Source organism: Chryseobacterium polytrichastri (assembly GCF_900142445.1).
GTDB classification, from domain to species: Bacteria; Bacteroidota; Bacteroidia; order Flavobacteriales; family Weeksellaceae; genus Chryseobacterium; species Chryseobacterium polytrichastri.
Genome location: NZ_FRAV01000026.1, coordinates 15,446 through 30,786, shown reverse-complemented (window position 1 = coordinate 30,786; position 15,341 = coordinate 15,446). Strand labels below are relative to the sequence as shown.

General features: G+C 33.4%; 16 protein-coding genes and 1 tRNA gene. 5 read left to right on the top strand and 12 right to left on the bottom strand.

Features of this window, described 5'->3' with window-relative positions:
• Window positions 1-138: 138 nt before the first annotated feature.
• Window positions 139-816: a TIGR02117 family protein gene (locus BUB80_RS15650; protein WP_073294708.1), complete on the top strand. Its 678-nt coding sequence runs from the start codon at window positions 139-141 to the stop codon at window positions 814-816.
• 288 nt (window positions 817-1,104) lie between these two features.
• Here BUB80_RS15650 and BUB80_RS15645 read toward each other — a convergent pair whose 3' ends face one another.
• From BUB80_RS15645 to BUB80_RS15630, 4 genes are all read right to left on the bottom strand, one after another.
• Entirely contained in the window at window positions 1,105-1,587 is a 483-nt protein-coding gene (locus BUB80_RS15645; protein WP_073294586.1) for a GNAT family N-acetyltransferase, read from the bottom strand.
• A gap of 53 nt (window positions 1,588-1,640) precedes the next feature.
• Window positions 1,641-3,059 carry an aminotransferase-like domain-containing protein gene (locus BUB80_RS15640; RefSeq protein ID WP_073294583.1) on the bottom strand — a complete coding sequence of 473 codons (1,419 nt, stop codon included), beginning with the start codon at window positions 3,057-3,059 and terminating at the stop codon, window positions 1,641-1,643.
• A 49-nt stretch (window positions 3,060-3,108) separates the two neighbouring features.
• Window positions 3,109-3,474: a hypothetical protein gene (locus BUB80_RS15635; protein ID WP_073294580.1), complete on the bottom strand. Its 366-nt coding sequence runs from the start codon at window positions 3,472-3,474 to the stop codon at window positions 3,109-3,111.
• Between the two features lie 422 nt (window positions 3,475-3,896).
• Entirely contained in the window at window positions 3,897-4,412 is a 516-nt protein-coding gene (locus BUB80_RS15630; protein ID WP_073294577.1) for a hypothetical protein, read from the bottom strand.
• A 123-nt stretch (window positions 4,413-4,535) separates the two neighbouring features.
• Between BUB80_RS15630 and BUB80_RS15625 the strand changes: the two genes are divergently transcribed.
• A complete protein-coding gene (locus tag BUB80_RS15625) occupies window positions 4,536-5,954 on the top strand; it encodes an aminotransferase-like domain-containing protein (protein ID WP_073294574.1) in 1,419 nt (472 codons plus the stop codon).
• Between the two features lie 60 nt (window positions 5,955-6,014).
• Here the strand turns inward: BUB80_RS15625 and BUB80_RS15620 are convergent.
• Together BUB80_RS15620 and BUB80_RS15615 are read right to left on the bottom strand one after the other, a co-directional pair.
• Window positions 6,015-6,096 (bottom strand) — tRNA-Leu (locus BUB80_RS15620).
• 75 nt (window positions 6,097-6,171) lie between these two features.
• Complete coding sequence (locus BUB80_RS15615; RefSeq protein WP_073294571.1) at window positions 6,172-6,939, bottom strand: MBL fold metallo-hydrolase; 768 nt, start codon at window positions 6,937-6,939, stop codon at window positions 6,172-6,174.
• 54 nt (window positions 6,940-6,993) lie between these two features.
• Between BUB80_RS15615 and BUB80_RS15610 the strand changes: the two genes are divergently transcribed.
• Window positions 6,994-8,421: a nicotinate-nucleotide adenylyltransferase gene (locus BUB80_RS15610; protein WP_073294569.1), complete on the top strand. Its 1,428-nt coding sequence runs from the start codon at window positions 6,994-6,996 to the stop codon at window positions 8,419-8,421.
• A gap of 12 nt (window positions 8,422-8,433) precedes the next feature.
• The gene (locus tag BUB80_RS15605; protein ID WP_073294566.1) at window positions 8,434-8,883 is read left to right on the top strand and encodes a GAF domain-containing protein; all 450 of its coding nucleotides are present in this window, start codon (window positions 8,434-8,436) and stop codon (window positions 8,881-8,883) included.
• Window positions 8,884-9,134: 251 nt separating this feature from the next.
• Here the strand turns inward: BUB80_RS15605 and BUB80_RS15600 are convergent, their stop codons facing one another.
• From BUB80_RS15600 to BUB80_RS15590, 4 genes are all read right to left on the bottom strand, one after another.
• Window positions 9,135-9,866, bottom strand: a complete 732-nt coding sequence (locus BUB80_RS15600) for an ABC transporter substrate-binding protein (protein ID WP_073294563.1) — start codon at window positions 9,864-9,866, stop codon at window positions 9,135-9,137.
• Window positions 9,867-9,892: 26 nt separating this feature from the next.
• Window positions 9,893-11,215 carry a magnesium transporter gene (gene mgtE, locus BUB80_RS15595; RefSeq protein WP_073294561.1) on the bottom strand — a complete coding sequence of 441 codons (1,323 nt, stop codon included), beginning with the start codon at window positions 11,213-11,215 and terminating at the stop codon, window positions 9,893-9,895.
• Between the two features lie 187 nt (window positions 11,216-11,402).
• A complete protein-coding gene (locus tag BUB80_RS24140) occupies window positions 11,403-11,549 on the bottom strand; it encodes a bacteriocin-like protein (protein WP_449384806.1) in 147 nt (48 codons plus the stop codon).
• A gap of 115 nt (window positions 11,550-11,664) precedes the next feature.
• The gene (locus BUB80_RS15590; protein ID WP_073294558.1) at window positions 11,665-12,222 is read right to left on the bottom strand and encodes a pyruvate decarboxylase; all 558 of its coding nucleotides are present in this window, start codon (window positions 12,220-12,222) and stop codon (window positions 11,665-11,667) included.
• A gap of 173 nt (window positions 12,223-12,395) precedes the next feature.
• Here BUB80_RS15590 and rpsO point away from each other — a divergent pair, with 173 nt between their 5' ends.
• Window positions 12,396-12,665, top strand: coding sequence for a 30S ribosomal protein S15 (gene rpsO, locus BUB80_RS15585; protein WP_054510192.1), 270 nt, complete (start codon window positions 12,396-12,398; stop codon window positions 12,663-12,665).
• Window positions 12,666-12,895: 230 nt separating this feature from the next.
• On the opposite strand, the gene BUB80_RS15580 is transcribed toward rpsO, so the two are convergent.
• A complete protein-coding gene (locus tag BUB80_RS15580; protein WP_073294556.1) occupies window positions 12,896-13,252 on the bottom strand; it encodes a DUF4260 domain-containing protein in 357 nt (118 codons plus the stop codon).
• Window positions 13,253-13,537: 285 nt separating this feature from the next.
• Window positions 13,538-14,962 carry a sugar MFS transporter gene (locus tag BUB80_RS15575; protein ID WP_073294553.1) on the bottom strand — a complete coding sequence of 475 codons (1,425 nt, stop codon included), beginning with the start codon at window positions 14,960-14,962 and terminating at the stop codon, window positions 13,538-13,540.
• Window positions 14,963-15,341 lie beyond the last annotated feature (379 nt).

Here is a 15,341-nt window from a genome sequence, read left to right as displayed (position 1 = left end):
TTACTTTTAATCTTTTTTGGGATTTAATGTTTTTACGCATATTTGTGTGTATTTCGTAACTAAATGTAATGATTTTTCCGATTAAAACAAATACTTTTACGAAAAATTAATAATTAAATTTTATTCAAATACATGAGTGTGAAGATGGTATTATTGTATATCCTTAAAATTTTGGGTGTCGTTGTCGGAATTATTGTTCTGTATGGTTTAATGGCTTATTTACTGCCGTTTATCGAGATCTCAGCAAAGGATGACGGAGAAAAAAAAGAAATCCCTATTTATATTTACACCAACGGGGTTCATACCGATATTGTCATGCCCGTCAAAAATGATATGCAGGATTGGAGTAAGAAAATTCCTTTTGCAAATACAAAATCAAAAAAAACAGATTATAATTATATTGGAGTCGGGTGGGGCGATAAAGGTTTTTATCTGGATACACCGACTTGGGCAGACCTCAAATTTTCAACCGCTTTTAAAGCCGCATTTTGGTTGGGCGAATCTGCAATGCATTGTACGTATTATAAAACAATGACGGAAGCTGATGATTGCAAGATAATCATGATCAGTAGATCGCAATATAAAAAGCTGGTACAATTTGTAAATGATAAATTTGATAAAGATCAAAACGGAAATTTTATATTGATTCCTACTAATGCAGTATATAGTGATAATGATGCATTCTATGATGCTCAGGGAAAATATAGTTTCCTGTATACCTGCAACACTTGGTCGAATAATGCCTTAAAAGCAGCCGGACAAAAAGCAGCATTCTGGACGCCTACAGATGCTGGAATTTTTCAACATTATAAATAGTTTTCAGCTAATTTTTAAAGATAAGCCTGCTTAAAATAATTAAAAAATTAAACCGCAAAAGGTGCAAAAGCTGTTATTGACTCATTTAACATTTAGCTTTTTTTGAAAACAAAGCTTGCAAAAGAATAAAAATAAAAGATTTTTTCACTTATGTGTTCTTGTTCGCTCTTTATAATCAACTTAAATAATTCAAGTGTTAATCTTTTGCCTCTTTTGTGGTCAAAATAAAAAATTTAAACAGGTTCCTTATATAAAAAATCCCTCATCAAGAGGGATTTTTATTGTTTACTAAATAAGTTTCAACTCCATCTTTACATCACATCTTTCGTAGGGTGAATCTGATAATGGGACATGTTGAAATCCTAATTTTTCATAGAGATTAATAGCTGGAGTTAACACAGAATTTGTTTCTAGAAAAATAGTATCTGCATTAGATTCTTTGGCAATGTCAACCAAAGCTTTTCCTATTAAAAATCCTATCTTTTTGCCTTGTGCTTTCGGACTTACAGCCATTTTTGCCAATTCATAAACAAGAGGAGAGTCAGATGATTGCATTAAAGCGCAGGTTCCAACGGGTTCATCATTAAGCAAAGCAAAAACGATATGGCCGCCTTTATTAATAATGTATTCTTCAGGGTGATCAAGGACTTTGTAGTCTTTTTCCTCCATTTTGAAAAATGTGGTGATCCATTCTTCATTTAATTCTTTGAATGCTTGTTGATATTTTGGTTGATAAGTAACAATTTTTACTTCATTGATTTCGCTTGTCATAGTATTGCAATTATTGATGATATATTTTACGATTCAGATTGTTGGTCTGATGTCTATTTGATGCTGTTTTTAATCATTTTTCCTAATTTCTCAAGATCACTTTCTACACGGTCGGTCCATTCTAACCCATAATTTAAACGCATACAATTGGTATATTGATTATGCTGAGAGAACATTCTCCCCGGAGCAAAACTTATTTTTTTGCTGAAAGCTTCATCATACAAATCTTCTGTACAGATTCTTTTGTCGAGTTCCAGCCAGAGCATAAAACCGCCTTTAGGTTCAGAAACTTTGGTGTTGTCAGGGAAATAAGCAGCAACCGATTTTTGAATTTGAAGATAATTTGAATAGAGTTTATTTCTAAACATTCTCAAATGATGATCATAGCGTCCATGTTCTAGAAAGTCAGCAATGACATCAGAATAGAAAGATGGGCCGCATACAGTCTGAATCAATTTTTGGCGAATAATTTTATCTTTAAATTGTCCTGGTGCCACCCAGCCCACACGATATCCCGGAGCCAATGCTTTAGAAACGGAACTCACCCACATCACAAGGCCTGCTTCATCGTAGAATTTACAAGGCTTAGGTCGTTCTGAACCGAAATATAAATTTCCATAGATATCATCTTCTATCAAAGGAACATTGTATTCGGTGATGAGTTTTACCAATTCTTTTTTATTGTCATCAGACATTTGAAAGCCTAGTGGATTATTAAAATTAGTCACAAAACAACACGCTGATAGTTTAGGTAATACCTTTTTTAAAGCATCCAGATCTAAACCGTCAATAGGATGGGTTGGAATTTCTACAGCTTTTAAACCTAATAAATGAATGGACTGCAAGATCCCAAAATAAACAGGACTTTCAACAGCTACAGAGTCTCCCGGTTTTGTAACGGCCATAAGACAATGATAAATGGCATTCATTGCTCCCGACGTTATCACCAAGTCATCTTCAGTTATTTTCCCTTCCAGAATCATTGACCATTTTGCGATTTCACGACGCAGATGTTCATTGCCTTGTACAGGTTCATAGTTTGTTCCGCTGTCATTTTTATTCTTTACGACATTCAGCATAGATTTTTTCAACTTGGCTAAAGGAAGAAAGCTTTTTCCGGGAATTCCCAAAGCAAATTGAGTCAGATCGGGATGAGCAATGGTGCCAAAAACTTTATCAATTAAATCTTGTGGTGGTTTTTCTAATCCTGACTCACTAATTTTAATGATGGAAGGAAGCGCCAACTTTCGCTTTGATATTTGGCTCACATAATATCCGAATTTTGGTCTTGATTCAACAAGAGAGCGGCTTTCTAATTCCATGTAGGCTAATTTTATGGTATTTAGACTTACATTATATAATTTCTGAGCGCTACGAAGAGAAGGCAATCTGTCGCCAAACTGCAGGGTTTCACTTAGTATCTGTTCAGTAATTATTTTTGCTATTTTAAGATATAAGACCTCTTTAGCCATAAATAAGAAGGGTTTTAAGTAAATGTATGGAATTCTTCGCCTGATTTTATTAAATATTCAACCAATTGATCATTCTTTCAGTACTGCTTTTAAGTTGTAAAGGATCGCGGTAATTTCCCGAATTATTTCTTTTAAAATAGGTTTGAACTTGGCTCATGAAGTTCTCTTTTTCTTCTGTGCTCAAATTTTCTTTTTCAAAAATCACAAAACCCGTTTTTCCTATTGAATTAATAATGAGGCTGGCAAAAGCGATGATGTTATTTTTTTGTCTGATCATCAGAAAAGGAATTCCAAAGCTTTCAGGTACGATTTCCAGATTTGATATTTGAAGAAAAATGTTTTTTAATTCTATAATATCTGCAATATAAACTTCGGAAATTTGATATTGTTTTTGGGGTTGAAGACTTGTTTCCATGTTATTCTGCTTTTATTGATTACAAAATTATGGAGTCTTTAATTATGGTTACAGATACAGAAGTGTATATTATTATGGGTACAGATTTCTGTTTTTTAAATAATAATTGAATTTTATTTTTTAACGCAAAGATTTTATTACACACTTTTTATTTTTTAGGAGGTAAAGGCAAATAAAATTTGCTTTGCGAAGCTTGAAAATAGAGCTTCATCAAATCAACTTGGTTGATTCTTCTTTGCTCACTTAAACAAATCATTCTGCATCATAAAACTTTGCGTCATAAAACTGCTAGGTTATTTAATTAAAGAAGAGGGGTGGAATTCTTTGAGTAATCTTTATATCAAAAGTCGAGATAAATTTAACAAAAGAAAACCTTTGAAATTGATTAATCTCAAAGGTTTTTATACTTAAAAATAGTGTTGCTACTTTGAAATATTCAGTTCATAGATGGAAGAAGCCATTCCAAACGGTTCTGAAATGGATTCTTTAACGAAATCAAATCCATTATCTTTAAAAATATCAAGTTGAGGATGGTTTTGATGAATGTTGATCCAAATGCTGTCTGTGAATTTAATGGCAGATTTCACCTTATTCCAAAGGGATGCTTTCACTTCTGATGAATTGTACTCTGAAACGATTCCGAAACCTATGATCTCTGTCATTTTTTTACCTTCAGGAGAATCAGGATAGCTAGAACCACTTTTAAATAAACAATATCCGGCGGGCTCATCATCTACAAAAACCATAATAAGTTGATTCGATAAATCATTTAAAACATTGATCATTTTTCTGTGATCCAAATGCTCTTTGATATAATTTTCTATGGTTTCGGAAGGAACATCTTCCTTATAGGTATCTCTAATAAATGCTTTTTTCACATCAAAAAGATCGTCAACTCCTTTGTCTGATCCCACTGCGAATTTTGAAACTATCTCCATTGGATTCTTTTTTATTCGAAGGTAAGAGATTATTGACCTTCAATTTAGATACAGTTTTGTAAAATTGAATCGGTACAGTTGTTAATTTTGTAATTTTGTTCAGAACAGTTAGATTCGAGATGTATGCAGACCTATAAATATGAGATCTTTACTTCTATCATTGAAGAGCAGATAAAAAGTGGAGTAGTGAAGAAGGGAAGCCGTTTGCCTTCGACTAGAGAAATTAAAGAGAAATACCATCTCAGTATAAGTTCGGTTCAGAGTGGATATGATTATCTTGTGATGAAAGGTTGGGTAGAAAATGTGCCTCGTTCCGGCTATTTTGTAGCTATTAATCCAAAAGATAGTGTTCCTGAACATTCCCTAAAACAGTTGCCGGCTACAAAAGATTCTTTATTTAATAAAAATATTGAACTTACTTCCACCAAAAGCAAATCGTTTGAATATAATTCTTTTAATGCTGCATCACCCACAGATATTCTGATTCCTCAAAAATTGATTTTAAGAAAAATGCAGGAAGTGATCCGTGAAAAAGGAGCTTCACTTCTTCGTTATTACCCTCCAAATGGTTCGTTTATTTTGAGAGAAAAGATTACATATCGTGCTGCTCAATATGGCTGTAGGATGAATGCAGAAGAGTTGATCATTACAGATGGTGCATTGCAGGGTCTTTATATCGCTTTGGCATCGGTGACTAAAGCAGGAGATTTAATTGCAGTTGAAAGTCCATGTATCTTTTCTGTGTTGGAGGTAATTTCTAATTTAAAATTAAAAGTAATAGAGATTCCAATACATTATAAAAATGGTTTTGATGTAAACTATCTCAGAAGTATTTGTGATGAAAATCCTATTCGGGCAGTTGTTGTTACTCCGAATTTTCATAATCCTACAGGGATTCTTATGACAGATGATATTAAAAAAGAGCTGGTTTCTATCGCTGAAGCTCATCAAATCCCAATCATTGAAAATGATATTTACGGAGATCTTTATTTTGATGGAACAAGACCTTCGTGTATTCGAAATTTTGATCAGACAGGTTTGGTTATGACTTTTTCTTCATTTTCTAAAACGCTAGCACCGGGAATTCGTTTAGGATGGCTAAATCCGGGTCAATTTTATGCCGAAGCCGAAAGGTTGAAGTTTTCTCTTGGAAGATCTGTGGCTCCAATATATCAGGAATTAATGATCAAACTATTGGAAAGTAATAGTTATGACAGGCATTTGCGTTCGTTTCGTAAACAGTTGGAAAAACAGGCCATAGAATTATTAGATGCATTACGAAAGTATTTTCCTGAGAACTGCTATTTCCACAGACCTCAGGGTGGATACAGTATTTGGGGAGAGTTGCCGCAAAACCTCAATATGGAAGCTTTTTATGAGTATTGTGAAAGTCAAAGGGTCTTGTTTACTCCGGGAAATACCTTTTCGCTTACAAATGAATATCATTATTATTTTCGAGCGGTGTTTGCAGATCGTATGGCTTCAGAAAGCATTCTTTCGCTGGAAGATCTTGGTGGAAGGGTTCATGAATTTTTATATTGAATTCTTTCAATAATATTTAAAAATAAAAACCTCCAAAATCATTGATTTCGGAGGTTTTAGTACCCAGTACCAGAATCGAACTGGTACATCTTTCGATACTAGAGTTTGAGTCTAGCGCGTCTACCAATTCCGCCAACTGGGCTTGATGTTTGTTTTAAATTGGTGTGCAAATATAGGAACTTTTTTTAATGTTCAAAAGTTTTTTAGGATATTTTTTTTAAAAAATTATCTCCAAACCATCGTAGGCAAGGTGCATTCCGAGCGGAAGTTGTTTATCTTCAATGTCATGTAAGCCTAAATGATGACTGATATGAGTTAAAAATAATTTCTTAGGTTTTAGCTCTTCGAACAGTTTTATAACATCGGGAAGAATAAAATGGGCCGGATGTGGATCAAATTTCCGAATACAATTCAAAACTAAGACATCTAAATTCTTCAGTTTTTCCTTTTCTGTGTCAGAAATAAAGCCGGCATCTGTGATGTACGCAAGTTTTTTAAACTTATATCCAAAAACGGTAATCTTAAAATGGATCACTTCAATCGGAGTGATTTCCGTATCTAAAACGGTGAAAGGTTCATTTTCTATTTCATGAAGATCAAAAGCTGGGGCTCCGGGATATCTTTCATCTGCAAAAGCATAAGGAAAACGATTTTTTATTTCGTGTCCGACTCTTGGGTAGCAATAAATCGGCATATTTTTTCCACTTTTAAAAATAAGAGGTCGCATATCATCAAGCCCGATCACATGATCATTGTGTTCGTGAGTAATAAGAGCGATATCAATCGTATTTTCATGATTTAGAAGCATTTGCTGCCTGAAATCCGGACCGCAATCGATCAGGATTTTTTTATTTTCTTCTGTAGAAATCATCACAGAAGAACGAAAACGATTGTCTTTGGGATTTTGTGATGTACACACCTCGCAAGTGCAGCCAATAACGGGTACGCCTTGGGAAGTTCCCGTTCCTAAAAATTTCAACTTCATTTTCTTTTGAGGTTGGTTTAATTTTGGTAAATTTACGAAAAATTTAATGTCATAATGTATCAGAAACTAACTCCTAAACAAAAAGCATTAACAATTAATCTAGATCCTACTATTTATGGTACTTTCGCAGAAATTGGAGCAGGGCAGGAGACTGTTCGACACTTTTTTAGAGCAGGAGGGGCTTCCGGTACGATTGCTAAGGCAATGTCTGCTTATGACAAAGATTTTAGTGATGCCATCTACGGAAAAGAGGTCAAAAATAGATATGTTACTCAAAACAGACTTCGCAAAATGCTTCGTTATGAAGTAGCCCTAATTGAAGAAAGAATTTCCAGAGACAACAATCCAAACAGAAAGTTTTTTTCTTACGCTAATACCGTTACGACCATTAACTTTGATAAAACTGTCAGAGGTCACGGTTGGGTAGGAATCCGTTTTCAGGTAAAGGAAAATGAAGATTATAACGAGATCGTTATCCACGTAAAATTCAAAGAGAATGATGCTACTTTACAGCAGGAAACTCTTGGGAACTTGGGGGTAAACCTTATTTTCGGAGCTTTTACGTATTATGATAATCCAAGAAGATTAATCGAGTCTCTTTTTGACGATGTTGCTACCGATAACCTAGAAATCGATATGATTGATTTCAGTGGACCGGCTTTCGCTTATGTTGATAACAGATTGATGTCTCTTCAGTTGGTTAAAAATAACATGACAGATGCGGTTATCTTCAATTCTCAAGGAAGTAATATGCTTCCGGCAGATAGCTTATACAAGAAAAATATTTTTGCGATAAGAGGAAGTTTCAGACCTGTAACCAAGGTAAATATTGATATGCTTCAAAACGGTATTGATATGTTTTTAAAGGATGCAGCCTGTACCCACGAAGAAACGGAAATTTTAATTGAAATTACTATTTCGAACCTTAGAGCAGATGGAGATATTGACGAAAGAGATTTCTTAGATAGAGTGGACGTTCTGGGTAAATTAGGATATACTGTTATCATCTCTAACTTCTCTGAATATTACCGATTGATTGATTATTTTGCATCATATACCACTGGAAATATTGGAGTAGCAATGGGTGTAAATAACCTATTGATGGTGTTTGATGAGAAATATTATAAAAATTTATCAGGTGGGATTTTGGAAGCTTTCGGTAAATTTTTCAGAAACGGCATGAGAGTGTATCTGTATCCTTACAAAGATCCTGAAACTCATGAATTGCTTGATTCTGAGAATCTAAAAGTGGAAGAAAACCTTAAGGAACTTTATAAATATTTTAAACTCAATAACCGTATTGTAGATATTAAAAACTATAATCCGCAATTCTTGGAAATTTATTCAAGAGAAATATTAAGAAAAATTGCATGCAATATCAAAGGTTGGGAAAACCAACTTCCTGAAGGTGTTGCTGAAATGATAAAAGAGCGCGGAATGTTCGGCTATAAACAAGAACTTTCGTTAAAACAATTCTCCTAAAAATAAAATATAATGTCAGAATTAAAGAAAAGGCTTTCTTCCATACTTGAAAGTCCAAAACATAATACTGAAGAAAAACTTCAGAAAGTTTGCCATCTTTTGGATCAGGAAATTTCTTATTTTAACTGGACAGGTTTCTATTTTAAGAATGGAGATAAAGATGAGTTGAAATTAGGTCCTTACGTTGGTGCCGAAACAGATCATATCATTATTCCTTACGGAAAGGGGATTTGTGGTCAGGTTGCTGTTTCTAATGAAACATTTGTGGTTCCTGATGTTCATCAACAAGATAACTATTTAAGTTGCTCAATTGATACGAAAGCTGAAATTGTAGTTCCTATCTTTAAAGAAGGACAAAACATCGGTCAGATTGATATTGATTCTCACAAAGTAAATCCTTTTACAGATGAAGACAGAGAATTATTAGAATGGCTTTGTAAAGAAGTTTCTAAAATTCTATAATTGAAAACATACAAACTCCGATCTTCTGGTCGGAGTTTTTTTTATGCTAATAATTTGTGGCTGAAATAGCGGTTGGCTAAGATTTTCGAGCTCAATAATCAAAAAAATGATTTTCTGAAGGAATCTCATCAATAGGAATGGGCTTTAGCCCATTTTTAAAAAATAAATCAATCAAAATTGGCTTTAGCTAAAACTTAAAAGTAAAACTTACAATTAGTGTCATTTGTGAAAAATATCCGTGAAATTTGTGTTTAAACGAAATTCACCTCAGTAATCAATTCTTTAAAATAATTTTCGCACTTCGCAATATGCGTTCCATACCAAGAAAACGCTTCTCCATCAACGATTATAATCTTTTTATCAGGATAGAATTCCTTAAATTCTTCAATATGCTTCTCTTTAAATGGAAAAGGTTCGGAGGATAGCATGATGATCTCAGCTTCTGCCAGATCTTCGGTTTCAATAATCGGATAACGGGTTTTATTTTTAAATATATTTTCAAAACCAATTTCAGATAAAATACGATGGATAAAAGTATCGGAACCAATCGTCATATAAGGATTTTTCCAGATGAGATAGGCTACTTTTATAGGAGAATCAATTTTAGCCTGATTTAAAACTTCGTAGGTTTTAAGATTGAATTGTTGTGCTCTTTCTTCTTTGTTAAAAATCAAGCCCAAATTTTTTAAAAGATAATAATTATCTTCGATGGTTTCAACGTTGGTTACGACCACTTTAAAATCATCCATCAGGGCTTCAACCTGTTCTTTGATATTTTCTTCCTTGTTAGCAAGGATTATATCAGGCTGTAATGCTTTAATTTTTTCAATATTAATATTTTTTGTTCTACCGATAACAGCTACATTTTTTACTTTTTCTTTGGGATGGATGCAGAATTTGGTTCTTCCGATGACTTCATCTTCAGTTAAGCCCAAATCAAATAAAGCCTCAGTAATTGAGGGAACTAGAGAAACAATTTTCATTGTAATATTTTAGATGTTGCCTAAAATTACAAAAGTTTACCCGTTAAGAAAAGTCCTGCTACAGAAAAGTAAATAATAAGTCCGGTAACGTCTACTAAGGTTGCTACAAATGGAGCAGAAGAGGTTGCAGGATCGAGTTTTAATTTTTTAAGGATAAAAGGAACCATAGAACCTGAAAGAGTACCCCAAAGTACTATCAATACTAAAGAAACAGCTACACTTAAGCCTACAAAAGCCCAATGAATGCCATAATTAAATAAGCCGATTTTATGCCAGATCATAATTCGTAAAAATCCGATGATCCCAAGAATTCCCCCAAGAAATAATCCGGTGAAGATTTCTTTTTTCATCACATACCACCAATCTTTTAATCCGATTTCCTGAAGTGCCATTGCTCTAATGATTAGTGTGGCAGCCTGCGAACCGGAGTTTCCTCCACTGGAAATAATTAATGGAACAAATAATGCCAGAACAACTGCCTTTTGAATTTCATCTTCGAAATAACCCATCGCTGATGCGGTTAACATTTCAGAGAAAAATAAGATAACAAGCCACATTCCTCTCTTTTTTACCATTTCGATAAGAGAAGTTTGGGTGTACGGTAAATCTAAGGCTTCAAGACCCCCAAATTTTTGGATGTCTTCTGTATTTTGTTGCTCGATCTGGTCGAGGATATCATCAATTGTTACAATTCCTACCAAGACACCAGATTCTGTAATGATGGGAAGCGCCGTTCTGTCATACTTTTCAAAGTAAGTTACCGCGTCTTCTTTCGAAGTCATTGTGGTTATGGCCACGAAATGATTATCTGTTAATTCAGAAACCAGTGTATCTTCTTCAGCTAATAATAAACTTCCTAGCGCTAAGTCATCAATCAAACGATTTCTTTCATCCACCACATACAGGTGGTTCATTGTTTCCACCCTTTTTCCTACTTTTTTGATCTGTTGAAGACACTTTTTTACTGTCCATTCCTTACGGATCTGAATGTAATAAGGCGTCATCAAACGGGCAATGGAATCAGAATGGTAACCCAATAGTTTTAAGGCAATTCTTCTTTCCTGAGGATTAAGATGATTGATTGAGTATTTAATAAGTTCATCTGGAAAGTCCTCAAATAGGGCAGTCCTGTCATCCGGCGTCATTGAGTTTAAGATCTCGGAAACATCATCACTTCCAATACTTCGGATAGTTTCTTCCTGAAAGTCAGGGTCTAGATGGGAAAAAACTTCCGCTTTGTATTGTTTCGGAACCTTTAAAAATTCCAACAGCCTTTTATCAGCAGGAAGTCCACTGAGAGTTTCGGCAATATCGGCAGGATTAAATATTAGTTCGTCATTATAATTCAAAACGTGAAATTTTTAGGATATGCAAAAATAATTCAAATTTTTAGAAATGAACCATGATGTGGCAAATTTAAGGATTTATTAAAGCTTTATTCTTTTCAAAGTGAAGAATTGAGTTGTCAAAATGAAAAACACCTGCGTAAACAGGTGCAACAGTATAGTTTATTTAAGTGATTGATAATGTCGGTGATTACGTTAGAGGACAGTTATACATGACGCAGGTGTTTTCACAGCATGAACCGCCTGGGCATTGAGAATGCTCTGTGCATCTTTTAAATGGTCCACCTCCCTGAATTTCTTTTTGCTGAGCTCTATTAAGCTTTTTTAAGTTTTTCATAGTATTTAGGTTTTAATGCAACACTAAGTTAATGAAAATATTTTAATTAATCACTTTTTAATGAATTATTTCAATAGAATTATAATGATAAATAGAATGTTGTATAATGGAAAGGCTAAAATCCGGCTTCGGGAGAGGGTTTTATTTTTCTTAATTCTTTTAGAATCCCTTTTATGGCTCCGTTTGTTCCTATTTTAATGGAATTGTCTGCTGAACCTAAAAGTCGCATGTTTTTACGGTATGTATTGTAATCGGTTTCTGTAATGAAGTTTCCGGCAGCATCAAAGAGTTTCATGCTTACCACTACCTGATTGGAAAAAACATATTTCCCAAGGCCTACCTTAAAGTATCTTACTTTTGGAACAATGGCGAAATCGGCATCATTATTAAGACAGTAATCAACAATAGTCTGTTTGTCCACACTGTCAAATGAAATTTGCATTTCCGTTCTTAGCATTTTATTTCTCTTGTATCCGCTTATATGATCGGAAACTGCACTGAAGAATGCGTGATTAGTAGGTTCTTTGATTTCCTCAATGTCGGGATCTACCTCAGGATTGAAGTATAAGACCTTTTTTATTTTATCCTCGGAAGCATTTCTTTGTGCCTTTACTGAAGTAATACCGATCAATAAAAAAGTGGAAAGCGTACAAAAAATTAAAAGTTTTCTCATTTGTAATTCATTTGCAAAATTACTGTCTTTTAATGGTATGGCATAATTTATTTAAGAAATTTTTAACATTTTTTTCTATCAAATTTGATTCATGAAATCAATAATGTTTTGCCTAATAAAAAAATAGTCGTACTTTTGCACCCGTTACATAATAATCATTAAACAATATTGGAATGTACTTAACAACAGAAAAAAAGCAGGAAATTTTCTCTAAACACGGGAAATCTGCAACAGACACAGGAAGTGCTGAAGGACAAGTAGCTCTTTTCACTTTCAGAATCAACCATTTATCTCAACACTTAAAGGCTAACCGTCACGATTTCGCAACGGAAAGATCTTTGGTTAAATTGGTAGGTAAAAGAAAAAGTTTACTAGATTACCTTAAAAATAAAGATATCGCAAGATACAGAGCAATTATTGCTGAACTAGGTTTAAGAAAATAATCTACAAAGATTTTCAGATAAAAAGCAACTTCGAAAGAGGTTGCTTTTTTGTTTTTTCAATGTTATAAAAAGAATTAAACCATTAAGGAGAATTTAGCTGTTAAGGAAAATTAAGATAAAATCTGAAATTTCTTTAAATGAATAAGCTTAATACGACGCGAATCTTAATATTCTAAAAATCTTAAGAAATCTTAATGGTGAAAATGTATTAGTTTATCTCTGGCTTCATATTATTTATTCTTCCCAATTTTCCCTAAATGCGTATTTTGAAAACTATCACAATATTTCAATCCGTAGCCTAACACTCTATCAAAAGCTGAATGAGCAAATAAAATAGCACCAATCATTTGTAAATAGGGAAGTGCTAATACTGTTCCTGCGAGATAGGCTGCGATCGCAATTCCTAGATGATGGAAGAGGTTGTAGCAAAATGCTCCTACTTTATTATTAACAATATATCCTAACATGGAAATATCGGGGGCAAAAAATAATCCTGCGAACCACCACCAAGAAAATCCGGTGTGCGAAAAAGCAAAAGCTCCTAAGATTAGAAATGCAATGTATTCAAGTTGTAGTTGGGTTTTCATTGTGATATGTTAATTAAGCATAAGGTAGATGGGATTTAACCGCAAAAGGTTATAAAAGCTATTTGAATATCTAAGCATTCTTTTTTATTTTTTAAAGCTCTTGTGTTCTTATTTATGTTCTATGCATTACTTTAAAATATTCATCTGCAAATCTTTTGTTCCTTTTGTGGTTAAAATAAAAAATTTATTGTCTTTTATTTTAGACGTGAAATATAACCAAATACTTTAAACAAAAAAATGAGACCCTTAAAAAGAGTCTCATCTGGTTTATATTTTAAATTAAAATTAATGTCCTGATTTGGATTCTGTAGCTTCTACATGTCCAAGATATTTTGTACAATAAGCTCCGAAGATGAAGATCATTATATAACAGAATACTGGAATAATAAATGAATGTTGAACTCCAAACTGATCTGCTAAATATCCTTGGAAAATAGGAACAATAGCACCTCCTAAAATGGCCATTACAACCAATGATGATCCCTGGCTGGTATATTTTCCTAGTCCTGAAATTGCCAGTGTGTAAATATTAGAGAACATAATAGAATTGAAAATTCCAATTCCTAATACGCTGTACATTGCCAATTCACCATGGTTCACCATAGCGGAAATTAATAAAACAACGTTCACTGCAGCAAATATTGAAAGTGTTCTTGCCGGAGCAGCTTTACCAATAAAGAAGGCAATGAAGTTAAGAACAATGAATACAAGGAAGAAACTAATTTGAGCAAACGAAAGATTTACAATACTGAAAATAACCAAGAATACTAAAGCGGCAGCTCCCAACATATAAATAGCTTTTTTTCCTTGGCTTATCGATTGGTTTAAAGAAATCGCTCCCAGAAAACGACCGATCATCGCACCTCCCCAATAGATAGAAAGGTAGTTTTTACTGATGACTTCATCAAAGCCCATGATTTGAGGTTGTTCCAAGAAGCTGATGATAAAACTTCCAACAGCAACTTCACCTCCTACGTAGCAAAACATCGCAAAAACTCCGAATTTCAAATGATTGAATTTCAATGCTCCCCAACCTTTTACTACTTCTTCGCCATCATTGGTTTGGAATGAAGGTAGTTTTACTCTTGAGATTAATAAAGCAACTAATAAAAGAATACCTGCAAAAATTAAATAAGGAATTCTTGTTGCTACAGCACTGAAAGAACCGTCTGCAGCTGAGAACAATTCAAAAATTAAATGCCCTCCTAAAACCGGAGCAATAGTAGTTCCCAATGCGTTGAAAGCTTGCGTCATATTCAATCGGCTTGATGCAGATTCTTCTGACCCTAATAAAGAAACGTATGCGTTGGCAGTAATCTGAAGTACGGTAAACCCTAATCCAAGAACGAACAAGGCTCCTAAAAATAAAGGATAGGAAGAGAAAGTAGCAGCCGGATAAAATAAGATACATCCGAAAGTAGCCAGGAAAATTCCAAAAAGAATTCCTTTTTTGTAACCTACTTTGTTAATAGGATCTCCTTTTGTAATAGAGATGAAGAAATAAATTAATGAGCCAATAAAATAAGCTCCAAAGAAACAAAACTGAACCAACATAGATTCAAAGAAGCTCAGTTTGAAAAGTTGTTTTAGGTAAGGAATCAAAATGTCATTCATACAAGTGATGAATCCCCACATAAAAAAAAGAAGAGTGATGGTAATAAGCGGAATAGTGTAATTCCTGCTTTGCGATTTTACTTCATTATTATTCATATACACACATATTTAAACAAAAGAGTTTTTATATAACTCATTCAGTTGGTTTTAAAGAGAAAATATTTGAATTTTTCACATATTTAAAAGTCAGGCAAATATAGGGGAACAACTTTTTTTTTCAGCAACTTTTTTGGTCTTTTTTACCCATAAATGCAATATTTCTTATTTTGAGACAATAATGTAATGAGCGTAAGATTTTTAAATCTAAAATAATTTCAAACTAACTTGCTTTTTGTTTTTTGATATTGATTAATAAATGTTGTAATTATTGCAGTAATTTTATGTTTAAGGTCAAAAAAATATTCATCGAGTTAAAACCTGATACATTATTTATTCATTTGAAAATTTAATTATTTCATTATTATACGTTATCTTT